Source organism: Pseudomonas sp. 9_2_1, assembly GCF_059295275.1.
Map to the genome: position 1 here is coordinate 1,292,310 of NZ_CM181239.1, position 21,567 is coordinate 1,313,876.

At 62.6% G+C, this 21,567-nt stretch carries 20 protein-coding genes; 7 read left to right on the top strand and 13 right to left on the bottom strand.

Translation table 11 applies throughout. From position 1 onward, the window contains the following. Positions 1 to 22: 22 nt before the first annotated feature. From AC5O5I_RS05825 to AC5O5I_RS05835, 3 genes are read left to right on the top strand one after another with little or no spacing between them, the layout of a single operon-like run. Positions 23 to 1,225 (top strand): MFS transporter, encoded by a 1,203-nt coding sequence (locus AC5O5I_RS05825; protein ID WP_175586347.1) that lies wholly within the window; start codon positions 23 to 25, stop codon positions 1,223 to 1,225. Beyond that, complete coding sequence (locus AC5O5I_RS05830) at positions 1,222 to 1,344, top strand: hypothetical protein (RefSeq protein WP_494512201.1); 123 nt, start codon at positions 1,222 to 1,224, stop codon at positions 1,342 to 1,344. Before AC5O5I_RS05825 ends, AC5O5I_RS05830 begins: the two co-directional genes overlap by 4 nt. A gap of 46 nt (positions 1,345 to 1,390) precedes the next feature. Continuing rightward, positions 1,391 to 1,942, top strand: coding sequence for a glutathione peroxidase (locus AC5O5I_RS05835; RefSeq protein ID WP_172225371.1), 552 nt, complete (start codon positions 1,391 to 1,393; stop codon positions 1,940 to 1,942). A 381-nt stretch (positions 1,943 to 2,323) separates the two neighbouring features. Here AC5O5I_RS05835 and AC5O5I_RS05840 read toward each other — a convergent pair whose 3' ends face one another. The 4 genes from AC5O5I_RS05840 to AC5O5I_RS05855 form a co-directional block, all read right to left on the bottom strand. Beyond that, on the bottom strand, positions 2,324 to 2,479 hold the full coding sequence (locus AC5O5I_RS05840) for a hypothetical protein (protein WP_494512202.1): 156 nt from the start codon (positions 2,477 to 2,479) through the stop codon (positions 2,324 to 2,326). A gap of 200 nt (positions 2,480 to 2,679) precedes the next feature. Next, positions 2,680 to 3,051 (bottom strand): IS3 family transposase, encoded by a 372-nt coding sequence (locus AC5O5I_RS05845; RefSeq protein WP_494512203.1) that lies wholly within the window; start codon positions 3,049 to 3,051, stop codon positions 2,680 to 2,682. A gap of 96 nt (positions 3,052 to 3,147) precedes the next feature. Next, entirely contained in the window at positions 3,148 to 3,414 is a 267-nt protein-coding gene (locus tag AC5O5I_RS05850; protein ID WP_494512204.1) for a transposase, read from the bottom strand. A 204-nt stretch (positions 3,415 to 3,618) separates the two neighbouring features. Next, on the bottom strand, positions 3,619 to 3,879 hold the full coding sequence (locus tag AC5O5I_RS05855; protein WP_494512205.1) for a DUF2798 domain-containing protein: 261 nt from the start codon (positions 3,877 to 3,879) through the stop codon (positions 3,619 to 3,621). A 115-nt stretch (positions 3,880 to 3,994) separates the two neighbouring features. On the opposite strand from AC5O5I_RS05855, the gene AC5O5I_RS05860 reads away from it, so the two are divergent. Beyond that, positions 3,995 to 4,924, top strand: a complete 930-nt coding sequence (locus AC5O5I_RS05860) for a LysR family transcriptional regulator (RefSeq protein ID WP_172226398.1) — start codon at positions 3,995 to 3,997, stop codon at positions 4,922 to 4,924. 42 nt (positions 4,925 to 4,966) lie between these two features. On the opposite strand, the gene AC5O5I_RS05865 is transcribed toward AC5O5I_RS05860, so the two are convergent. From AC5O5I_RS05865 to AC5O5I_RS05875, 3 genes are all read right to left on the bottom strand, one after another. After that, the gene (locus AC5O5I_RS05865) at positions 4,967 to 6,232 is read right to left on the bottom strand and encodes an OmpP1/FadL family transporter (RefSeq protein ID WP_172226401.1); all 1,266 of its coding nucleotides are present in this window, start codon (positions 6,230 to 6,232) and stop codon (positions 4,967 to 4,969) included. Positions 6,233 to 6,379: 147 nt separating this feature from the next. After that, positions 6,380 to 6,862, bottom strand: a complete 483-nt coding sequence (locus tag AC5O5I_RS05870; protein ID WP_172226404.1) for a hypothetical protein — start codon at positions 6,860 to 6,862, stop codon at positions 6,380 to 6,382. A gap of 249 nt (positions 6,863 to 7,111) precedes the next feature. Continuing rightward, entirely contained in the window at positions 7,112 to 7,333 is a 222-nt protein-coding gene (locus AC5O5I_RS05875; RefSeq protein ID WP_172226407.1) for a hypothetical protein, read from the bottom strand. Between the two features lie 954 nt (positions 7,334 to 8,287). Here AC5O5I_RS05875 and AC5O5I_RS05880 point away from each other — a divergent pair. Beyond that, on the top strand, positions 8,288 to 8,707 hold the full coding sequence (locus AC5O5I_RS05880; protein WP_494512206.1) for a tetratricopeptide repeat protein: 420 nt from the start codon (positions 8,288 to 8,290) through the stop codon (positions 8,705 to 8,707). A gap of 212 nt (positions 8,708 to 8,919) precedes the next feature. Then, complete coding sequence (locus AC5O5I_RS05885; RefSeq protein WP_494512741.1) at positions 8,920 to 10,293, top strand: DNA recombination protein RmuC; 1,374 nt, start codon at positions 8,920 to 8,922, stop codon at positions 10,291 to 10,293. On the opposite strand, the gene AC5O5I_RS05890 is transcribed toward AC5O5I_RS05885, so the two are convergent. The 3 genes from AC5O5I_RS05890 to AC5O5I_RS05900 all read right to left on the bottom strand — a co-directional run bounded on the left by AC5O5I_RS05890 (position 10,265) and on the right by AC5O5I_RS05900 (position 16,792). Further along, entirely contained in the window at positions 10,265 to 13,741 is a 3,477-nt protein-coding gene (locus AC5O5I_RS05890; protein WP_172226430.1) for a hybrid sensor histidine kinase/response regulator, read from the bottom strand. The genes AC5O5I_RS05885 and AC5O5I_RS05890 overlap by 29 nt on opposite strands. A 123-nt stretch (positions 13,742 to 13,864) precedes the next feature. Continuing rightward, entirely contained in the window at positions 13,865 to 15,043 is a 1,179-nt protein-coding gene (locus AC5O5I_RS05895; protein WP_494512207.1) for an MFS transporter, read from the bottom strand. An 81-nt stretch (positions 15,044 to 15,124) separates the two neighbouring features. Next, the gene (locus AC5O5I_RS05900; RefSeq protein WP_494512208.1) at positions 15,125 to 16,792 is read right to left on the bottom strand and encodes a glycoside hydrolase family 3 N-terminal domain-containing protein; all 1,668 of its coding nucleotides are present in this window, start codon (positions 16,790 to 16,792) and stop codon (positions 15,125 to 15,127) included. Between the two features lie 159 nt (positions 16,793 to 16,951). On the opposite strand from AC5O5I_RS05900, the gene AC5O5I_RS05905 reads away from it, so the two are divergent. Beyond that, a complete protein-coding gene (locus AC5O5I_RS05905) occupies positions 16,952 to 18,829 on the top strand; it encodes an MFS transporter (RefSeq protein WP_494512209.1) in 1,878 nt (625 codons plus the stop codon). Positions 18,830 to 18,838: 9 nt separating this feature from the next. On the opposite strand, the gene sugE is transcribed toward AC5O5I_RS05905, so the two are convergent. The 3 genes from sugE to rdgC all read right to left on the bottom strand — a co-directional run bounded on the left by sugE (position 18,839) and on the right by rdgC (position 21,448). Then, positions 18,839 to 19,156, bottom strand: coding sequence for a quaternary ammonium compound efflux SMR transporter SugE (gene sugE, locus AC5O5I_RS05910; protein ID WP_494512210.1), 318 nt, complete (start codon positions 19,154 to 19,156; stop codon positions 18,839 to 18,841). 219 nt (positions 19,157 to 19,375) lie between these two features. After that, positions 19,376 to 20,341, bottom strand: a complete 966-nt coding sequence (locus AC5O5I_RS05915) for a bile acid:sodium symporter family protein (RefSeq protein WP_494512211.1) — start codon at positions 20,339 to 20,341, stop codon at positions 19,376 to 19,378. Between the two features lie 186 nt (positions 20,342 to 20,527). Further along, complete coding sequence (rdgC, locus tag AC5O5I_RS05920; protein ID WP_172229518.1) at positions 20,528 to 21,448, bottom strand: recombination-associated protein RdgC; 921 nt, start codon at positions 21,446 to 21,448, stop codon at positions 20,528 to 20,530. Positions 21,449 to 21,567: the final 119 nt, after the last annotated feature.

The window sequence follows — 21,567 nt, forward strand, 5'->3', positions numbered from 1 at the left end:
CGATGTGCTGGAGATAATGACAATGACTTCGGTGTGGCGAACCAGCGGGTGGGTATTGGTAGGGGCCGCGCTGATCCTGGCGCTGTCCCTGGGTGTGCGGCACGGCTTTGGCCTGTTTCTGGCGCCAATGAGCGCCGATTTTGGCTGGGGGCGTGAAGTGTTCGCCTTCGCCATTGCCTTGCAGAATCTGATCTGGGGCCTGGCACAGCCGTTCGCGGGCGCCCTGGCCGACCGGTTGGGGGCGGCGCGGGTGGTGATCATTGGTGGCATTCTCTACACCGCGGGGTTGATGCTGATGGGCATGGCCGATTCGGCATGGTCGCTGTCGCTCAGTGCCGGTTTGCTGATTGGTATCGGCCTGTCCGGCACGTCGTTCTCGGTCATTCTAGGCGTGGTCGGGCGGGCTGTACCTTCCGAGAAGCGCAGCATGGCCATGGGCATCGCCAGTGCTGCCGGCTCTTTCGGCCAATTCGCCATGCTGCCGGGCACCCTTGGCCTGATCCAGTGGCTGGGCTGGTCCGCCGCGCTGCTGGTGCTGGGCCTGATGGTGGCGTTTATCGTGCCCTTCGTCGGGCTGCTGCGCGATCGTCCGCTGCCCAGTCATGGCGCCGAGCAGACCCTGGGTGAGGCACTGCGCGAGGCTTGCTCGCATTCCGGTTTCTGGTTGCTGGCGCTGGGCTTCTTCGTCTGTGGCTTCCAGGTCGTGTTTATCGGTGTGCATTTACCTGCGTATCTGGTTGACCAGCACTTGGCGGCGACAACTGGCACGACGGTGCTGGCGCTGGTTGGCCTGTTCAATATTGTCGGCACCTTCACCGCCGGCTGGCTGGGCGGGCGCATGTCCAAGCCGCGCCTGTTGACCGGCTTGTACCTGCTACGTGCGGGGGTGATCGGGCTGTTCCTGTGGGCGCCGGTTAGCCAGTTCAGTGCTTACCTGTTCGGTATCGCCATGGGCCTGCTGTGGCTGTCCACCGTTCCACTCACCAACGGCACCGTGGCCACGCTGTTCGGGGTGCGTAATCTGTCCATGCTTGGCGGTATTGTTTTCCTGTTCCACCAGTTGGGTGCCTTCTTGGGTGGCTGGCTGGGCGGGGTGGTGTATGACCGTACCGGCAGCTACGACCTGGTCTGGCAGATATCCATCCTGCTCAGCCTGCTGGCTGCCGCCCTGAACTGGCCGGTGCGCGAGCGCCCGGTGGCCCGCTTGCAGGCCCAGGCGGTATGAACCGCTACCTGGTTCGCGGGCTGCTGGCCGTGGCTGCGCTGATGCTGCTGGCGTTGGCGTGGTGGGGCTGGCACCAGGGCGGGATGGCGTTGATGCAATTGGGCATGAGTGTTTGTTAGGCGCTACCCTGCAAGCTCAAGGAATGTTTTGCGGGAGTGATGAACCATGCGTGCACATTGGTTGACGGTGCCGGTGCTGGCCCTGGTTGGCAGCGCATCAGGCTGGGCTGCCGATTGCCCGGCGTTGTTGCAGGGGAGCCTGCCAGAATTGCGGGGCAAGGGGCAGGTCGAGTTGTGCGAGCGGTTTGCGGGCAAGCCGCTGGTGGTGATCAATACGGCGAGCTATTGCGGGTTTGCGCCGCAGTTCGAGGGGCTTGAGGCGACGTACAAGGAGTATCACGGGCAGGGGCTTGAAATGCTTGGTGTGCCGTCCAATGATTTCAAGCAGGAAGATGCCGACAGTGAGCAGACGGCCAAGGTCTGCTATGCCAATTACGGGGTTACGTTCACGATGACCAAGACGCAGGCGGTGCGGGGCAAGGATGCAATACCGCTGTTTGCGGAGCTGGCTAGCCAGAGCAGTGCGCCGAAGTGGAATTTCTACAAGTATGTGGTGGATCGCAAGGGCAAGGTGATTGGTAATTTCTCTAGCCTGACCAAGCCGGATGACCCGGAATTCCGGGCTGCCATTGAAAGGGCTATCGGCTCTCAGCCGTGACCTCCATGAATGCCCATGGCTTGAAGCTTGGAGCTTGGAGCTTGGAGCTTATGCGCCGGTTTTGATATGGCGAACAGTCCAGTTGCGATGGCGACGCTTACTCACCTTTTCGCCCTTACGGCGAGTCACTTTTTTTCTTGGAAAAAAGTAACCAAAAACCGCTCGCTCCCATCATCCGGCCCCTACGCTGCGCTTCGGGGTCCCCTCACTCCGGCCTTGCTCCCGGGAGGACCGCGCTGCAGGCCCCATCCTGGGGCCCAGCGCTTGACGGGCATCCTTGCCCGTCACCTCCCTCCGCAAGGCCTGCGTTCGGCCTCCTGAAGTCGCGAAGATCAAGATCAAGATCAAGATCAAGATCAAGATCAAGATCAAGATCAAGATCTACAGCAACAGCAACAGCAACAGCAACAGCAACAGCAACAGCAACAGCTCCTGCTTCTGCTCTTGCTCTGCTTCTAAGCGCGCGATAGTCCAGACGACACAGATTGCGACTTCAGGAGGCCGAGCGCAGGGCTTGCGGAGGGAGGTGACGGGCATGGATGCCCGTCAAGCGCTGGGCCCCAGGATGGGGCCTGCAGCGCGGTCCTCCCGGGAGCAAGCCCGGAGCGAGGGAACCCCGAAGCGCAGCGTAGGGGCCGGATGATGGGAGCGGGCGGTTTTGGTTACTTTTGCCAAGACAAAAGTGACCCGCCGTAAGGGCGGAAAGGTGACTCAGCGCCACCCTCGCTAATGAATGTCTACTTGAACCATCCCTCTTTGGTGGCGATGTAGGTGATATCGCTGACCCAAGTGGGCGTGGCGCTGCTCACGGAAAACTGACGAGCCAGCACATTGTCCGCTACGGGTAGGTAGTGGTGGCTATCAGTCGTACAGGGTTTGAAACCGCCTTTGCATTTGCCTTGGATGTGTTCCTCGTGCATCACCCGACCTATCCGCTTGTGGCCCACTGCGTGTGCCTGCCGGCGCAACGCTTCGACCAGCCGTGGTCGGCCATATGTATTCCGGCTGGCCGCGTAGGCCTTGCGCAAATCAACGCGAATCTGAGCGTCTCGATCTGGACGGCCCTGGCGATGCTGATAGTCGTAAAACCCTGAAACTGAGACACCCATCACCCGGCAGAGCAATCGCACCGGGAATTGAGCCGTTCACTAGCGACGAAGGCGTATCTCACCTGGACTCTTTGGCAAAGAATACCGCCGCCTTTTTTAGGATTTCGCGCTCCAGTTTGAGTTCGGCATTCTCGGCCCTGAGCCGCGCCAGCTCGCTGTCGTCTTTACTGACAGGGCGTCGGTCGGGGAGCTTAACGAGTGCCCTTTTCGAGACGCATCAACCCAGTTATCTAGCGTCTTTACGGGAATCTCGAGTTGCCGGGCAGCTTCGGTTCTTCCTAGCGTTTGCGCTAAGGCAATGGCCTGGATTTTGAACTCTTCGGTGTAGTTACGGTAGGTTCGAGTGGACTTGGCAACCTCCAAGAGAACGATTCAAGTATCGCCTCTTGGCGTCCGTTGTCACGGGGCAGGCCCATGGTTACTTTTGCCAAGACAAAAGTGACCCGCCCTAAGGGCGGAAAGGTGACTCAGCCCCACCCTCGCTAAGGAATGTCTACTAAAAATGAATGCCCATGGCGTGAGCGTGAAGAGTATGCGCTCACTCCTACGGCAAAGGAGCGGAGGATTTCACTTCGCATGCACCGTAATGGCCACCAACCGTACCACCAGCGGCCTAACCATTAGCACACAAACGAAAGCCACTGGCATCGCCAGCTGATACGCCTTCATGACGTTGCTCAGGTACTCCGGGCCGAGGCCGGCATTGGCCGCGGTGATCACAAAACACATCAACAGCGCCATGATCGACGACATATAGAAAGCGAACACGTAAGGCGTGGCGCCCGGGTGCAATTTGCGACGGCTACGCGCTTGGGACAGGTCTCTCATAGCAACTCCTGAAAGCTGGGTAGACGCGCAGGTTAACAATCCAGCATCAAGCCGCTGTAGACCCGCCGGATTGATTTCTTTATAAAGAAAATCTTACGAATCCAAGAGCTCGCCCATGGATCTGCTCAACGCCATTCGCAGTTTCATCAAGGTGGCAGACGCCGGCAGTATCGCCGCCGGCGCTCGCAACCTCGGGCTTAGCCCGGCTGCGGTCAGTCAGAACCTGGCGCGCCTGGAAGCCCACCTGCAGGTGCGCCTGATCAGCCGGACTACCCGCAGCATGGCGCTGACACCCGCCGGCAGCCAGTATTACCAGCACGTCAGGCACATCGAGCGCGACCTCGCCCTGGCTGAGCAGGCCGTCACCACCCCCGACAGCGAGCCGCAGGGGCGGCTGTGCATTGCCTCCACCTCCGCGTTCGGGCGACACGTCCTGGCGCCGCTGATTCCTGCATTCAGTGCCCGCTACCCACTGCTTTCGATAGAGTTGGTAACGACCGATCGCAGGGTCAACCATGCCCGTGAAGACGTGGATGTCAGTCTGCGCATTGCCCCGCAACTGGAAGACCAGCTGCTCGCCCGGCCCATCGCCCGTATCCCGTTCATCTGCTGTGCCTCGCCCGGCTACCTGCAAGGCGCAGGTGTGCCTGCTACCCCCGAGGCCCTGCGCGATCACCGTTGCCTGGTATTCCGCTATCCGGTAGACGGCCGCTTTCTGCGCTGGGGCTTCGTGCGGGACGGGCTGCGCTTCGAGCCGGAGTTCGGCAGCGTACTTATCAGCGATGACATCGATGCCCTGACCCAGATGGCAGTGCACCATGGCGGCATCACTCGTCTGGCCGAGTTCATCGTACGGCCACACCTGGCATCCGGTGCGCTGGTGCCGCTGTTCGAGTACAGCGACAGTGGCAACGCCTATGCCCAGACCGAGCCAATGGACATCTACCTGTGCCTGGCCGACCGTTTCGCCATGACCACCAAGGTACGCGCTTTCATGGATTATCTGCGCGAATGCCTGGGCGACAGCTGGCAGGTGCAGGCATGAAAAAACCGCCACGAGGGCGGTTTTTCATGCGGCGCGGATGAATCAGAAGCGGTAGGTGAGCGACGCGCCGACACCGTGAGCGCTGTTCTCATACTTGGCCTGGTAGCTGCCTTTGGTTGCGCTGACCTGGTTGACCTTGGTGTCCTCTTCCCACAGGTAGGAGTAGGCCACGTCGATGGTCATGTCGTCGTTGGGGCTCCAGCCGGCACCCAGGCTGAAGACCTTGCGGTCGCCAGTGGGGATGCGCGGTGAGCGGTCATGGTTGTTGGTCGGCGACTGGTCGACGGTGAAGCCGGTGCGCAACACCCACTCCTTGTTGACCTTGTACGACGCGCCAATGGCATGCGCCCAGGTGTCGTGCCAGTTCTGGTCTTCCTTGATGGTTTCGAAGGCCGAACCTGTCAGCGGGCCTGGTACATCGTTCTGCACTGTGATGTCTTTCAGGCGGCTCCAGCGCGTCCAGGTGCTGCCTGCGTACAGGGTCCACTGGTCGTCCAGTTCATGGGTTACCGAGAGGTCGACCGATTCCGGTGTCTTGATCTTCAGACTGGCGTCGAACTTGTTGCCGTTGAACGGCCCGATCAGCGGGGTGCTGACGCGGGTCTTGCCTTCGAGCTTGTAGTCGACCATCGAATGGTAGGTCAGGCCGACGCGGGTGCTGTCGGTGGCCTGTACCAGGATACCGATGTTGTAGCCAATGGCGGTATCGTCGCCCTTGATCTTCACTTCGCCGTCGTTGCGGCCCGGGGTGAACGGGTTGATCAGGCTCGAACCCAGTTCACCCTTGATGCGGTTGATGGTAGGGCCGAAACCGATCGAAACCTTGTCGTTGAAGGCGTAGCTGACGGTTGGCTGGAAGGTGACTACCTCGACGTGGCTCTTCTTGCCCCAGTATCGTGCAGCGTCATCGCTGCCATAGTCGGTTACCAGGCCGAATGGAACGTAGACACCGAAGCCGACGCTCCAGTGGTCGTCGATCGGCTTGACGTAGTAACCCATGGGTACGCCAACCAACGGCACCATGTCACCATCGGTTTCCCCCCCGAGGTTGCTACCCGGGCCCGAGATGTCGGACTTGGCGATGACGGCGGCGCCGCCCACGGTGAATTGTTCACGTTTGAGGCGAGACATGCCGGCCGGGTTACCAAACACGGTGCTGGCATCTTCGGCAGATGAAGAACGTCCCGCGAAACCTGTCCCCATGCTGCTGATGCTCTGCTCGTTGAGCGCGAAGCCGGCAGCGAACAATTGGCTGGATGCAAGCGTGATCGCAACGCCGAGGGAGGTTTTGAGCATTACTTTTTTCATTATTAGAAAACTCCTTGGGATCTCCGGGGCGAAAAGCTACCAACAAATCACGCTCTGCGCTATAGCCTCAATCGCAGGAGTTAGAGCGGTTTTGTAGGACAATCCGACCACAATTCCCTTTTTTTCGCTTTTTTTGTAGGACGCTTCCTAAGATGCCTGTGGCAATCTCTGATCTATGCAGGTGTGCCAGGCATGAGTGAAGTCGCGCAGGCGACCCTGGGGGTTGAAAATCTGTCGCCAGATCCGCGCCAGGCCCAGCAAGTCGTCCGCCGCAGGCAGCAGCGTTGCCTGCTCTTCGACGAGCATCCAGGCGATAGCGGTGGAGTAGCGCAGGTTGACGGTGAGCTCCAGGTGCGGGCCGCCGAGGAAGGCGTGCTGGCTGGCGAGGCCACGGACTACGCTGGCCAGGTCGGGATCGCGGGCCAGATAGTCATCCCACAGTGCCTGGTGGCGGTGTTCGCCGATGCGGTACAGGCCATGCCCGCGCCGGTCATGCAGGGCCGAGCCCAATGCCGACTGGCTGGCGGCGATACCCAGCAACAAGGCTTCGGCGCTCGCGCAGTGACGATTGAGGTAGACCAGGGTGGGTCGGATCACATACTGACACAATTCATTCGCCGCAATACCCATGATGCCCTCGAACAGTAAAAGGCCGGACGGGCACTGGAGCTTGGCAGCTGGTGAATGATCAGGCCCGCCGGAAGCGGTTAGCACCGCTCGAGTTGAAGTGTAGTGTGATAACCGTGGTGTAAAGAGCTGTTTTTAAATCGATTGCTGCCTGACGCACTGGGCGATATGCCCTAAGGCAATTACGCCAAGAACGTTCAGGCAGGCTCACGATGGGAGGATTCAGCGCTTGAATGCCGCCGTATTCGCCACTCACGCGGTGAGCGATTGGCGAGTCCGGGCGATGACCGCCTGCAGCGGTTCAGTGCGGCTGTACTGTTCGGGGTACAGGCGTTCGGTGTGGCAGGCGACGCCGTGTTCGTCTACCAGGGTGAAACTGAAGCTGCCCTTGCGTGGGGCAACGATAAGGCACTTCAACGGCGAGAAGGCCTGGGAAAGGGTGCCAATGGCAGCCTGAATTTGATGAGTATGCATATTGTTGGAGGTTCCTGCTTTAAACACGGGAGATATGATCCGTGCATGATAGAAACGTTCCAGTGACGCCTTTATTAAGGGACGAACGAACCTGACTGGAACAAAGCAGCCAGAGGGGGCGCAATCAAAGGTGGGCGCTTGGGCTGACTGGTAGGTACTTAGGAAGGCAGGCAGCACGCCGGGGCCAAGGTTCTAGGCCGTCGGGGTGGAATCCTGATCAATCTGTCACGTGATTCGTGCTTGGGCAGCGCTGGGCTGGCGAGGGAATCATCGATTGGGCCGGTCCGCTTTCGGCAGGGCCACTCATTAGTGAGGGCGGGTCTGCAAGGACGCTTTAGGCCAGAATTGACTTTCAGCTTGGTACTAACGAGGGGCACCTTACCGCAACCGTGGGTGCTTTGCAAGCGTTGCCACGCTGGTCGAGGTGAGCCGAGCAGTATGGCGCGTATTTGCGTTGCTGGGAAGAGGGGGCAAGTGGCCCGTATTCGGGCGAATGCACCTGTTTCGTGCATGCAAATGAGGGTTTCTGCTGCAGTTGTTCACATTCCCGGCAGCGGTTGTAACAGGTCCGCAACACGGCCCTGGCGTCTCGCCAATGCCTTGACTGCAGGGTTAAGTCAATGAAAAAAAACACTATTTTTAGCTGGTGAAAAAATCGTCAGTTTGACCAAGGCCCCCAATTCACGGGGGTTTGCGGGGTGTGGAGGGGGGTTGTCCACCGAGTTATCCACAGGATCTGTGGATTGTCCCGCGCGCTTGCTCTAGCACGGGTGTGCCAGCAACAGAGTGAACTGTCCGACAATCGTGATGCACCAACGGACTGGTCGGTCACTCAGCTGAAAACGTCAAGAAAAGATCATTGAAAATTTTTTTCAATCCTCCGTAAATCGACAGGTCAAGGTGGCAAAAACAGCGTAGAGTGGCGCGCCTTTCGAGTTGCCAAACCTGTTGCTAATGAAGTTTCGCGGTAAACACCTCGCCAGCCCTGCGGCATCTGGTCCTGCACCCTCCGCCAAGCGCTTTTCCCTCACCGTGGCCTTATGGCTGCTCGACAGCCCGCGCCTGGGCGAAAAGTCCCAGGTCAAGCACCTGGCAGGGCGTCTGCTGAAGCAGCCTGCGCGGCAAGGTGTGGTGGTGGCGCAAAGCCGACTGGGCCAGATGCTGTGCCGTGATTGCGGCAATGCCCGAGACCGCCGCATCGGCCATGATCTGCTGCGTCAGGCGGCCCGCGCCGGTGATCGGCGGGCGCAGCTCGAGTACGCGCGGTTGTGCCAGCACAACGAGCCGGATCAGGCGCGCTACTGGCTGGAGCTGGCCGCCGGGCAGGGATCGCAGGAAGCGCGAAGGTTGCTCCGGCAGTGGTTCCCGTCCTGAAGGTGTAGTGCGCGTGCCCGCGAAAGGGCCGGCACAGGCAACACACCGCTCGGGCTGATAAGCTGCGCAGCAATCATCCAGGATCTTTCGGGGTAAGCATGACAGTGGATCTGGCCAGCATTCTGCTGGGCTTGGTGGCGGGTGCCGTACCCTGCCTGGGTTGGCTCATGCAGGTGCAGCGCCGGCAAGGCGCCCGGCAAGGCGAGCAGGCCTTGCTCGAAGAGCGCCTGAACGCCGCACAGCTGGCCCAGGCCGGCCTGCAGGCGCAGCTGGAGGCCAGCCGCGACGAGGTCAGTGACCTCAGCGAAGCCAACACCCTCAAGCAGACCCAGCTGGCTGCCCAGGGCCGCGAGCTGGAGCTGCTGCAGGTCGACCGGGACAACGGCCGTGACGCCGCCCACGCCTGGAACCTGGAACGCGCCAACCGCGAAGCCGAACTGCGCCGGCTGGAAGCGCAGACGGCACGCCTGGAGGCCGAACTGCGCGAGCAGCAGGAAAGCCACCAGCAGCGCCTGGAAGACCTGCAGGAGGCACGCGAAACCTTGCGTGCCCAGTTCGCCGACATGGCCACGCGGATTTTTGACGAGCGCGAGCAGCGCTTTGCCCAGACCAGCCAGCAACAGCTGGGCCAGCTGCTCGACCCGCTCAAGGAGCGCATCCAGTCCTTCGAAAAACGCGTGGAAGAAAGCTACCAGCAGGAGGCGCGCGAACGTTTCTCGCTGGGCAAGGAGCTCGAGCGCCTGCAACAGCTCAACCTGCGCCTCTCCGACGAGGCCACCAACCTGACCCAGGCCCTGAAGGGCCAGAAAACCCAAGGCAACTGGGGCGAGCTGATCCTCGAACGCGTACTGGAGCATGCCGGCCTGGAAAAGGGCCGCGAATACCAGACCCAGGTCAGCCTGAAGAGCGCCGATGGCGAACGCTTCCAGCCCGACGTGCTGATCATGCTGCCGGGCGACAAACAGGTGGTGGTGGACGCCAAGGTCAGCCTCACCGCCTACCAGCAGTTTGTCGCCGGTAATGACGAGGCGGCGCTCAAACAGCACGTGCAGTCGCTGCGCAGCCATGTCAAAGGCCTGTCGGGCAAGGACTACAGCCGCCTCGAAGGCCTGCACAGCCTGGATTTCGTGCTGCTGTTCGTGCCCATCGAAGCGGCTTTCGCGGCAGCCCTGCAAGCCGAGCCGGGCCTGTTCCAGGAAGCCTTCGACCGGCAGATCGTGATCGTCAGCCCCACCACCTTGCTCGCCACCTTGCGGGTGATCGACAGCCTGTGGAAGCAGGAACGCCAAGGCCAGAACGCCCGCGAAATCGCCGAGCGGGCAGGCTGGCTGTACGACAAGTTTGTGCTGTTCATCCAGGACCTGGACGAGTTGGGCAGCCGCCTGCAGCAGGTGGACAAGGCCTATGCCGCGGCGCGCAACAAGCTGTGCGAAGGGCGCGGCAACCTGGTCAGTCGCAGCGAGCAGCTGAAACTGCTGGGCGCGCGGGCCAGCAAAAGCCTGCCGCCAGACCTGCTGGAACGGGCGCTGTCCGACGAAGCGTTGCCGGACGCGGCGCTTACTGAACCTGGCTCAGATGGCGATTGAGCAGGGCGCGCAGGGCCGCCGGCTTGACCGGCTTGGCCAGGTAATCCAGGCCTGACGCATGCACCATGGCGATGGTTTCCTTGCTGCCGTCGGCACTGATGACCACGCCCGGCACTGGCTCGCCAACGCGGGCTCGCAGCCAGCCCATCAGGCCGGTGCCGGTCTCGCCGTCGTCCAGGTGATAGTCCACCAGCGCCAGATGCGGGCGCATGCCCTTGGCCAGCAGCGCCTCGCATTCGGCCTGGTTGCGTGCAGTCCACACCTGGCAGCCCCAACGGCTTAGCAGGCTGTTCATGCCAATCAGGATGCTGTCTTCATTGTCCACGCACAGCACTTGCAGCCCGGCCAGCGGCTGGCCGCCTTGCTCCACCGCGGCAGTGGGGGCCGGCGCGGCCTGGCGGGCAATGGGCACGCTGACGCGGAACACCGTGCCCTTGCCCGGCCACGAGCGTACTTCCAGCGTATGCCCCAGTACCCGGCACAGGCCGTCGGCAATCGCCAGGCCCAGGCCCAGGCCTTTTTCGGCCCGGGTCTGGTGGCTGTCCAGGCGCTTGAACTCCTGGAAGATCACCTGCAGCTTGTCGTCGGCAATGCCCGGGCCACGGTCCCAGACCTCCAGCCACAGGCGCTCGCCCTGGCGCCGTGCACCCAGCAGGATCGGGCTCTTGCCATAGCGCAGGGCGTTGGTCAGGAAGTTCTGCAGCACCCGGCGCAGCAGCTTGATGTCGCTGTCCACCCGCAGTCGGCTGCCGCGCAAGCGGAACTCCAGGCCTTTTTCGGCGGCCAGCACCTTGAACTCGGCGCCCAGGGTGTCGAACAGCTCGTTGAGGGCGAACGGCTTGGCATCCGGGGTGATCTTGCCGTTCTCCAGGCGCGAGATATCCAGCAGGTCGCTGATCAGCTCTTCGGCAGAGCGCAGAGAACTGTCCATGTGCTGCACCAGCTGCTGGGCTTCATCGTTCATGCCCTCGGCCTGCTGCGACAGGGCGGCGGAGAACAGCCGCGCGGCATTCAGCGGCTGCATCAGGTCATGGCTGACGGCCGCCAGGAAGCGGGTCTTGGACTTGCTCACCGCTTCGGCCTGGCTCTTGGCTTCGGACAACGCCTGGTTCAGTTGCGACAGCTCATGGGTGCGTTCTGCCACCCGTTGTTCCAGGCCTTCGTTGGCATCGCGCAGGGCCTGCTCGGCCTCGCGGAACGGGGTGATGTCGGTGAAGCTCATGACAAAGCCTCCACCGGGCATCGGGTTGCCGATCAGCTCGATCACCCGGCCATTGGGGAACAGCCGCTCGGAGGAGTGCGCGCGGCCCTGGCGCATCCAGTGCAGGCGCCGGGCCACATGCACCTGCGCCTCGCCGGGGCCGCACAAGCCGCGCTCGGCGTTGTAGCGGATGATGTCGGCAATCGGCCGGCCTACGCTGATCAGCCCGTCCGGGTAGTTGAACAGTTCCAGGTAGCGGCGGTTCCAAGCGACCAGGTGCAGGTTCTGGTCAACCACGCTGATGCCCTGGTTGATGTTTTCGATGGCCCCTTGCAGCAGGGCGCGGTTGAACTGCAGCACTTCACTGGCTTCGTCGGCTATGCGCACCACGTCTTCGAGCTGCATGTCCCGGCCTTCGATGGCGGCCTTGACCACGGCGCGGGTCGACGAGGTGCCAAGCACGCCGGCCAGCAGGCGTTCGGTATGTTCGATCCAGTCGCCGTCGGCATTCTGGTTGGGGTTGAAGCCCTTGCCCTGGCGGTAGGCGAAGCGGATGAAGCTCTGCCGCGCGCGCTCTTCACCGACAAAGCGCGAGGCCAGGGTCAGCAGGTCGTCGATCTGTACCGCCAGAAGCGGCTTGCTGCTAGGGCGGGCGCTGGTTTGCTGGCCGATGAAACGGCCGGCCTGCCAGTGCTCGGACACCCGGGTGCGCGACAGCACCGACACCCAGGCAAACAGGGTGAAGTTGCCCGCCAGTGACAGCACCACGCCTTGGGTCAACGGGCTGATCGGCAGGTCAAGCGGGTTGCCGTGCAGCCAGGCAAGCCCCGGGAACAGCTGCAGCGACCAGCCCAGGCTATGCGCGGCAATTGGCAGCACCAGGGTGTAGAACCACAGGAAAATGCCGGCGGCCAGGCCGGCGAACACGCCACGCCGGTTGGCCTGCTTCCAGTACAGCGCGCCGAGCATGGCCGGGGTGAGCTGGGTCACGGCGGCGAAGGCGATCTGGCCGATGGTCGCCAGGCTGGCCGTGGAGCCCAGCAGGCGATAACTGACGTAGGCCAGCAACAGGATCACCACGATGGTGACCCGACGCACCGAGAGCATCCAGTGGCGGAATGCCTCGAACGGCCGCTCGGCGTTGTTGCGCCGCAGCAGCCAGGGCAGCAGCATGTCGTTGGACACCATGGTGGACAGCGCCACGGCCTCGACGATGACCATGCCGGTGGCTGCCGACGCGCCGCCAATGAACGCCAGCAGCGCCAGGCTCGGGTGGGCCTCGGCCAGCGGCAGGCTGATCACGAACGAGTCGGAAATCACCGTCCCCGGCAGCAGCATCTGCCCGGCCAGGGCAATCGGCACCACGAACAGCGCAGCCAGCGCCAGGTACATCGGGAACACCCAGCGTGCCAGGCGCATGTCCTGGGGTTCGATGTTTTCCACCACGGTGACGTGGAATTGCCGCGGCAGGCAGATGATCGCCATCATCGCCACGGCGGTTTGCACCACCATCGACGGCCAGTTGATGGTTTCTTGCCAGTAGTCCTGCAGGTGGATCGACTGGCGCGCCTGGGTGAACAGGTCATCGAAACCGTCGTACAGGTTGAAGACGACGAAAATGCCCACGGCCAGGAAGGCCAGCAGCTTGACCAGCGACTCAAAGGCAATGGCCAGCACCATGCCGCGGTGGTGCTCGGTCACATCCAGGCTGCGGGTACCGAAGACGATGGCGAACAGCGCCAGCACCAGCGACACCACCAGTGCGGTGTCCTGTACCCGGGTGCCGGTGGCGTCGGCGCTGGCGCCGATCAGCAGGTTCACGCCCAGCACGATGCCCTTGAGCTGCAAGGCGATGTACGGCAAGACACCGACCAGGCAGATCAGCGCCACCACCACCGCCAGGGTTTGCGATTTGCCATAGCGGGCGGCGATGAAGTCGGCGATCGAGGTGATGTTCTGCTGCTTGCTGATCAGCACCATCTTCTGCAGCACCCAGGGCGCGAACAGCAGCAGCAGCACCGGGCCCAGGTAGATCGGCAGGAACGCCCAGAGCTGTTCGGCGGCCTGGCCGACCGCGCCGAAGAAGGTCCAGCTGGTGCAGTACACCGCCAGCGACAGGCTGTACACCCAGGCACGCAGCTTCGGCGGCAACGGCGTGCTGCGGCGGTCGCCATAGAAGGCGATGGCGAACATGACGGCCATATAGGCCAGGGCGACCACGGCGATCAGCCCGCTGGACAACGACATGAAAACTCCGAAGCAAAAAGATAACGCGGTCCCGATCAGTCAGTCTGGCACGCAGGTGGCGTTACGTCAGCGCCGACGATAGTCGCGTGGCAGCGGGTCGCAGGGGGAGCCGGCAAGCCTCTGTCATGCTTTACGGATACCCAACCCATAAAACACCCCTGCCAGTATCACCGACAACACCAGCAGGTAGAAGATCGCCCCCGGCCACAGGTGCACCAGGGCGAACCCCACCATCACCGGCCCCAGTGCCGCGCCAAGGTTGGACAGGTTCTGCGCACCGTAATACACCCCGCGCAGGTGCTCCGGCGCGATCAGGTCGATGAACATGTATTCCGCCGGGATCACGATGATTTCGCCCAGGGTGAACACCAGCATCGCCAGGCACCAGGCCAGCACCGAGCCGGCCAGCGCAAAACCCAGCAGCCCGGCAATGAACAGGCCCATCCCGGCCAGCAACCAGGGCATCAGGCGCTGACGACTGATGCGCCGGCCAATGAGGTATTGCAGGGCGATCACCGTGACCGCGTTGGTGGTCACCAGGTAACCGACCAGCCGCGCCGCCTCGGCCGGGCTGCTGGTCACCACCAGGTACTGCGACAGGTAGGCCGTGAACTGGCCGAACACCACCGCGCTCAGCACCCCGCCCAGGGTAAAGCACACCAGCCTGCGGTCCCGCGCCAGCCCCAGCGCCACCTGGCCGAAACCGGCCGCAGGTTTTTCCGCCGTACTGGCCTGCAGGCTGCGATCACCCAGGCGCCAGTAGGCCAGGCACATGCCCAGGCCGAGCACGGCGGAGGCGATGAACGGCATATGGTCGTGCAACTCCAGCATGGCTACGCCCAGCAGCGGGCCTGTGGCATAGCCGACGTTGCTCAGGGTGTACTTGATGGCGAACACTTCGGCCCGCTCTTCCACCGGCAATAACGCGCAGAACCCGGCCTTGGCAGCGATATCCACCACCGCCAGGGCCAGGTTGATCAGCACCAGGCACAGGAAGAACAGCAGTGCCGAGCGGCTGGCGACGGCGCCGACAAAGGCCAGGGCAAACAGCAGGGTGCTGACGCTGACCAGCGTGTGGTTGCGCAAGGTATCCACCAGGTGGCCGCCGTACAGGCTCAACAGCGAGGCAATGATCAGCGCGCCACCGATCAGCAGACCGATCTGGCTGATCGGCAGCTGGAAGTTGTCGGCCAGGTACACCACCAGGTAAGGCAGGGTGAGGGCGCGGGCGACGGTCAGGGTGAAGGTGGTGGTGAGCAGCAGGCGCACGGTGTGCGGGTAGCGTCTTATGGCGGCGAACATTGCCACGTCCTTGTTGTGGAACAGCCTGGTCGGAGCATATGCCACATGATGGGCGCTGTGCAGCCCATCGCCGGGTAACCCTCAGGGCATTGTCTGAAAACTGGCCTTTTCCAGCGCCTGCGAGTCCAGGCCCACCATCACGTCGAACCAGCCGGGCTCAACGACATGGCGCAAGTCGCGGTCCATGAAGCCGAGTGCAGACTGGGGTATTTCAAGAACCACCTCTCGAGTCTGGCCGGGTTCGAGCAGCAGCTTTTCGAACCCTATCAGCTGTTTTACCGGCCGGCTCACAGAGGCGCTACGGTCACGCACATACAATTGCACGACTGTTTCACCGCTGCGGGTCCCTTCGTTACAAACAGTGGCCGCGACACGCCAATCCTGCCCCGATCGCAATCGGGCGCTCGACAAACGGGGTGGCGAGACACTGAATCGGGTGTAGCTCAAGCCGAAACCGAAGGGGTAAAGCGGCGTATCGTCGATGTCGTAGTAGCGTGATCGATAAGCAGATGGCGTTGCCGGATCGAACGGCCGACCGGTATTGAGATGGTTGTAGTACATCGGAATCTGGCCCGCGCTGCGCGGGAAGGTCACCGGCAGCTTGCCAGAGGGGTTGTAATCGCCAAACAGCACGTCGGCGATGGCATTGCCACCTTCGGTTCCACTGAACCAGGTCTCGAGCACCTGGCGCACCGCGGCATCGAGTTGTTGCTCACTTGCCAGCCCTTGCTTGATCAGGCTCGGCAAGTACCGGGCGAAGTAGCGGTCACTCATGCTCATCTGTGTGCCGGCGGTGAACGCCGCTTCCGCCGCACCCTGGCCGTCCTCGGCAATTCCATGGTCGGTCAGCTCCGCCACCGCACCGTGATCACTGATGACCAGCCCGTTGAACTGCCACTGCCGACGAAGCACGTCCTGCAGCAGCCAGCGGTTGGCAGTTGCCGGCACGCCGTTGAGGCTGGTCAACGCGGTCATTACAGCGCCAGCCCCGGCGTCCACCGCCGCCTTGAAGGGCGGCAGGTGGTCTTCGGCCAGGCGTCGCTCGCTCATGTCCGTGGTGTTGTAGTCGCGGCCACCCTCGACTGCGCCATAGCCGGCGAAATGCTTTACGCAGGCCATCAAGCTGTTGCTGGCCCCCAGTGTCGGCCCCTGCAGTGCGCGGATCACTACCTGGGCGATGCGTGCGGCAAGGTAGGTATCTTCGCCGTAGCCCTCCGACATCCTGCCCCAGCGCGGATCGCGACTGATATCCAGCACGGGGGCGAATGTCATGTCCAGGCCATCGGCGGAACCTTCGATGGCGGCCACCCGGGCAGCGCTGGCGATTGCGTCGAGGTCCCAGCTTGAAGCCTGGCCAAGGTTGATCGGAAAGATCGTGCGCTGCCCGTGCACCACATCGCCAGCAAAGAACAGCGGGATGCGCAGCCGGCTGCGCTGGGTGGCCGCCTGCTGAAGGGCGCGGATCTGCGCAGGGGTTATGCCGGGTTCGGTGAACATCGCCCCCACTTCACCCCGGGCAACCGCATCGAGCTCCGTGCTGGAGGGCGGCGCAGCGCGTGCATGCTGCATGCGTAGCTGGCCGATTTTCTCCTGCACGGTCATTTGCCTGAGCAGCGCATCCAGCAACGCGTCCTTGTCGGCGCTCATGGAGTGCCCGCTGGCGGGGTAGGCGGCGAGCAAGGCCGCAAGCCAGAGGGTTGCCACAGGCCTTTTGCGCAAAACCTTGATCAGACCGATACGCTTGTTCATCCAGGTTTCCGGCAGAACACATAGCCTGGACATTGATGCCTGGGCGCGTAACTCGCTACTGTCATTACTGTCAGTTGACATCTGCGATGTGGCTTTGCAGCGTCATGCGCATTCTAATAAGGCAACGGGCCCTTCTGGCCGAACCCAGGACCAAGGACGATGAGTCACTCCTCGCAATTCACCTTGCTCGGCAAACGGCGCTTCCTGCCGTTCTTCATCACCCAGTCACTGGGTGCCTTCAACGACAACCTGTTCAAGCAGTCTCTGATCCTGGCGATCCTGTTCAAGCTCAGCCTGGGCGACGGTGACCGTTCGATCTGGGTCAACCTGTGCGCCTTGCTCTTCATCCTGCCGTTCTTCCTGTTCTCGGCGCTGGGTGGGCAGTTTGGGGAAAAGTTCGCCAAGGATGCGTTGATCCGCTTCATCAAGCTGGCCGAGATCGTGATCATGTCGGTCGGTGCGCTGGGGTTCATCACCAACCACCTGGCGCTGATGCTGGTGGCGCTGTTCGGCATGGGCACCCACTCGGCGCTGTTCGGCCCGGTGAAGTATTCGATCCTGCCGCAGGCCCTGCGTGAAGAGGAACTGGTCGGTGGCAATGGGCTGGTGGAAACCGGCACCTTCCTGGCCATCCTCGCCGGCACCATCGGCGCCGGGGTGATGATGTCGGCCGATAGCTATGCCACGGTGGTGGCTGGTGGCGTGGTCGGCACGGCAGTGCTCGGCTACCTGGCCAGCCGCTGGATCCCGCGGGCGGCTGCCGCCGCGCCGGAAATGGCCCTGGACTGGAATATCTTCAAACAGTCGTGGGCGATCCTGCGCATGGGTCTGGGCCAGCCGGCAGCGGTGTCGCGCTCGATTGTCGGCAACTCGTGGTTCTGGTTCGTCGGCGCCATCTACCTCACGCAGATCCCGGCCTACGCCAAGGACTGGCTGCACGGTGACGGTACGGTCGTGACCCTGGTGCTGACACTGTTTTCGGTGGGCATCGCGCTGGGCTCGCTGCTGTGCGAACGGCTTAGTGGGCGCAAGGTGGAAATCGGCCTGGTACCGTTCGGCTCGTTCGGCCTGACCCTGTTCGGCCTGCTGTGGTGGTGGCATTCCGGCGATGTGCCGGCGGCAGCGACGCCGCATGACTGGCTGGCGCTGCTGGGCATGCGCGAGGCCTGGTGGATTCTGCTTTCCATCGTTGGCCTTGGTGTGTTCGGCGGTTTCTATATCGTGCCGCTGTACGCGCTGATCCAGGCGCGCACTGCCGAAGACCAGCGCGCGCGGGTGATCGCCGCCAACAATATCCTCAATGCCCTGTTCATGGTGGTGTCGGCGCTGCTCACCATCGTGCTGCTGGGCGTGGCCGAGCTGAGTATTCCGCAGCTGTTCCTGGTGGTGTCGCTGCTCAATATCGCGGTTAACGCCTATATCTTCAGGATCGTGCCCGAGTTCACCATGCGCTTCCTGATCTGGCTGCTCAGCCATTCGATGTACCGCGTGCAGCACCGTGACCTCGAGCGCATCCCCGACCAGGGCGCAGCGTTGCTGGTGTGCAACCATGTGTCGTTCGTCGATGCACTGCTGCTGGGCGGGGCAATCCGCCGGCCGATCCGCTTCGTGATGTACTACAAGATCTACAACCTGCCGGTGCTCAACTTCGTCTTTCGCACCGCAGGCGCCATTCCGATTGCCGGGCGCAACGAAGACCCGACCATCTACGAGCGGGCGTTTGCGCGTATTGCCGAGTACCTGGCCGATGGTGAACTGGTGTGCATCTTCCCCGAGGGCAAGCTGACCGGTGATGGCGAGATCGACGTGTTCAAGGGCGGCGTCAACCGCATCCTCGAAGAAACCCCGGTGCCGGTGATTCCGCTGGCGTTACAGGGTTTGTGGGGCAGCTTCTTCAGCCGCGACCCGGCCAAGGGCTTTTTCAAGCGGCTGTGGTCGCGGGTGACCATCGTGGCCGGCGCCGCGATCCCGGTGGAGGCGGCGCAGCCCGACGTGTTGCGCGAGCAGGTCAGCCGTTTGCGAGGTGACCTGCGCTAGGGGAGGGGGTCAGCTGGCGCTGACTTTCAGGCCTACCAGGCCGATGATGATCAGCGCCACGCTGGCCAGCCGTATCAGGGCCATCGACTCGCCAAACAGGATGATGCCGGCGATTACCGTGCCAACCGCGCCAACGCCGGTCCAGATGGCATAGGCAGTGCCCAGCGGCAGCTCTTTCATGGCCAGGCCCAGCAGGCCCAGGCTGACAGCCATGGCGGCGACGGTGAGTACGGTGGGCAGTGGCTTGCTGAAACCGTCGGTGTATTTCAGGCCGACGGCCCAGCCGACCTCGAACAGGCCGGCGAAGAACAGGATGATCCAGGACATGGTGCGTCTCCATCGTTGCAAATGATGGGGCCGTCCCCGGAATGGTCACGCGGTGCGTCGCGAGGTCGTCCTCACAGTGAGCACCATGGTGCACACCTGCGGGTCTCAGGGCAAGCCTGTACGGGCCTCTTCGCGGGTGAACCCGCTCCCACAAGGCCTGATGGCTGTGCGGCCCTGTGGGAGCGGGTTCACCCGCGAAGAGGCCCGCATAGGCATACATCAATGCTTGGCCGGTTCGATCCCTTCAGCCTCGGTCTCAGGCTCATCCATCCGCCGAAACCAGGTCGAAAGCAGCGCCCCGGAAATATTGTGCCAGACGCTGAACAAAGCACTGGGCACGGCCGCCAGCGGCGAGAAGTGCGCCGCAGCCAATGCTGCGCCCAGCCCGGAGTTCTGCATGCCCACCTCCAGCGCCAGCGATTTGCGCTGGGCCAGAGGCAGCTTGCACACCTTGCCGGTCAGGTACCCGAGCAGATAACCGAAGCTGTTGTGCAGCATCACCACCGCCATGATCAGCAGCCCCGACTCGGCTATCTTCGCCTGGCTGGCTGCTACCACCGCGCACACGATCATCACGATGCTCACCACCGATACCAGCGGCAGCACCTGTACCGCTGCCTGCACCCGGGCACCGAGCAAACGCTGGGCCAGCACGCCGAGCACGATGGGCAGCATCACCAGCTGCAGGATCGACCAGAACATGTCCATGAAGGACACCGGCAACCAGGCCGAGGCCAGGAACCAGATCAGCGCCGGGGTCAGCAGCGGGGCGAGCAGGGTGGTGACTGCAGCGATCGCCACGGCCAGCGCCAGGTCGCCCTTGGACAGCCACACCATCACATTCGACGCCGTGCCGCTTGGGCAGCAGCCGACCAGGATCACGCCTACGGCGATTTCCGCCGGCAGGTGGAACAGCTGGCACAGCAGCCAGGCCATGCCCGGCATGATCACGAAGTGTGCGACCACACCCAGCATTACCCGCCAGGGCTGGCGGGCGAGGGCGGCGAAGTCGTCGAGCTTGAGGGTGAGGCCCATGCCGAACATCACCAGCCCCAGCAGCGGCACGATGGCCACCTTGAGGGCGATGAACCATTGCGGTTGCAGGAAGGCCAGCGCGGCGAACACCAGCACCCACAGGGCGAAGGTGTTGCCGACGAAGCGGCTGAGGGCGGCGAGGGCGCGCATGGGGGGCAATTCCTTTTCTATTTATTGCTTTGTGAAATTCCACGGCCCTGTCGCCGACAAGCCAGCTCCCACAGGTAGGCGACAGATTCTGAAAACTGTGGCGTACCTGTGGGCGCTGGCTTGCCGGCGATAGGGCCGGTGCAGACAAAAATGGCTTTCAGGCCTGCACTGGCATTTCAAGACACATCAGACCCCTTGCGGAATCTCTTCACCACCCAGTGCCTCGAACAGCACCGGCAGGAACTCGGCAAAGGTCATCATCATCAGCTGGAAGCTGGCATCGAACTGCTGGGCCGCCTCGTCACCGCCGTCCTGCTCGGCCTGCTCTTGCAGCAGCTCCTCGAACTTCAGGCGCTTGATCACCATCTTGTCGTCCAGGACGAACGACAGCTTGTCCTGCCAGGCCAGGGCCAACTGGGTCACCACCTTGCCGGTGCTCAGGTGCAGCTGGATTTCCTCGCTGGTCAGATCCTGGCGCTTGCAGCGCACGATGCCGCCGTCTTCGGCGGTGTCGCGCAGCTCGCATTCGTCCAGCACATAGAAGCCTTCGGCGGCCTGCTGCGACTTGACCCAGTCGGTCATGGTGGCAGCCGGTGCAATTTTCACTGTCGCCGGGCGCACCGGCAGCGAGCCCATCACTTCACGCAGTGTCGACAGCAGGTCTTCGGCACGCTTGGCGCTGGCCGAGTTGACCAGGATCACGCCCAGGCGCGGGGCAATTGCGGCGAAGATCATCGAGCGGCGGATGAACGCGCGCGGCAGGAACGCCTGGATGATCTCGTCCTTGATCTGGTCACGCTCCTTTTTATAGACCTTGCGCATTTGCTCGGTCTCGATCTCTTCGACCTTTTCCTTGACCGCGTCGTTGACAACGCTGCTCGGCAGGATGCGTTCTTCCTTGCGCGCGGCGATCAGCAGGTACTCGCCGCTGACATGCACCAGGGGAGCGTCTTCGCCTTTGCCGAACGGCGCGACGAAACCATAGGTGGTCAGCTCCTGGCTGGCGCAGGGGCGGGCCGGCTTGCTGGCCAGGGCGGCTTCCAGCGCTTCAGCCTCGAACGGGACATCCTGGGTCAGGCGGTAGGTCAGCAGGTTCTTGAACCACATGAGGGGCAATCTCTCCTTAATGCATAAGGCGGGCATTATTCTCCGAGCGCTGCTCTGAGACCAGCCCTGTCACAGGGCCAGCAGTGGCTTATCGGTAAAACAACTGCACCGCAGCGCTA

Bases quoted from the DNA above. Each gene is read 5' to 3' on its own strand.
- AC5O5I_RS05840 (WP_494512202.1), bottom strand. From the start codon at position 2,479: ATGCCCGTCACCTCCCTCCGCAAGCCCTGCGCTCGGCCTCCTGAAGTC.
- rdgC (WP_172229518.1), bottom strand. From the start codon at position 21,448: ATGTGGTTCAAGAACCTGCTGACCTACCGCCTGACCCAGGATGTCCCG.
- AC5O5I_RS05895 (WP_494512207.1), bottom strand. From the start codon at position 15,043: ATGTTCGCCGCCATAAGACGCTACCCGCACACCGTGCGCCTGCTGCTC.
- AC5O5I_RS05830 (WP_494512201.1), top strand. From the start codon at position 1,222: ATGAACCGCTACCTGGTTCGCGGGCTGCTGGCCGTGGCTGCGCTGATG.
- AC5O5I_RS05855 (WP_494512205.1), bottom strand. From the start codon at position 3,879: ATGAGAGACCTGTCCCAAGCGCGTAGCCGTCGCAAATTGCACCCGGGC.
- AC5O5I_RS05900 (WP_494512208.1), bottom strand. From the start codon at position 16,792: ATGAACAAGCGTATCGGTCTGATCAAGGTTTTGCGCAAAAGGCCTGTG.
- AC5O5I_RS05860 (WP_172226398.1), top strand. From the start codon at position 3,995: ATGGATCTGCTCAACGCCATTCGCAGTTTCATCAAGGTGGCAGACGCC.
- AC5O5I_RS05845 (WP_494512203.1), bottom strand. From the start codon at position 3,051: ATGGGTGTCTCAGTTTCAGGGTTTTACGACTATCAGCATCGCCAGGGC.
- AC5O5I_RS05890 (WP_172226430.1), bottom strand. From the start codon at position 13,741: ATGTCGTTGTCCAGCGGGCTGATCGCCGTGGTCGCCCTGGCCTATATG.
- AC5O5I_RS05825 (WP_175586347.1), top strand. From the start codon at position 23: ATGACTTCGGTGTGGCGAACCAGCGGGTGGGTATTGGTAGGGGCCGCG.
- AC5O5I_RS05870 (WP_172226404.1), bottom strand. From the start codon at position 6,862: ATGGGTATTGCGGCGAATGAATTGTGTCAGTATGTGATCCGACCCACC.
- sugE (WP_494512210.1), bottom strand. From the start codon at position 19,156: ATGTCCTGGATCATCCTGTTCTTCGCCGGCCTGTTCGAGGTCGGCTGG.
- AC5O5I_RS05905 (WP_494512209.1), top strand. From the start codon at position 16,952: ATGAGTCACTCCTCGCAATTCACCTTGCTCGGCAAACGGCGCTTCCTG.
- AC5O5I_RS05875 (WP_172226407.1), bottom strand. From the start codon at position 7,333: ATGCATACTCATCAAATTCAGGCTGCCATTGGCACCCTTTCCCAGGCC.
- AC5O5I_RS05865 (WP_172226401.1), bottom strand. From the start codon at position 6,232: ATGAAAAAAGTAATGCTCAAAACCTCCCTCGGCGTTGCGATCACGCTT.
- AC5O5I_RS05880 (WP_494512206.1), top strand. From the start codon at position 8,288: ATGAAGTTTCGCGGTAAACACCTCGCCAGCCCTGCGGCATCTGGTCCT.
- AC5O5I_RS05915 (WP_494512211.1), bottom strand. From the start codon at position 20,341: ATGCGCGCCCTCGCCGCCCTCAGCCGCTTCGTCGGCAACACCTTCGCC.
- AC5O5I_RS05835 (WP_172225371.1), top strand. From the start codon at position 1,391: ATGCGTGCACATTGGTTGACGGTGCCGGTGCTGGCCCTGGTTGGCAGC.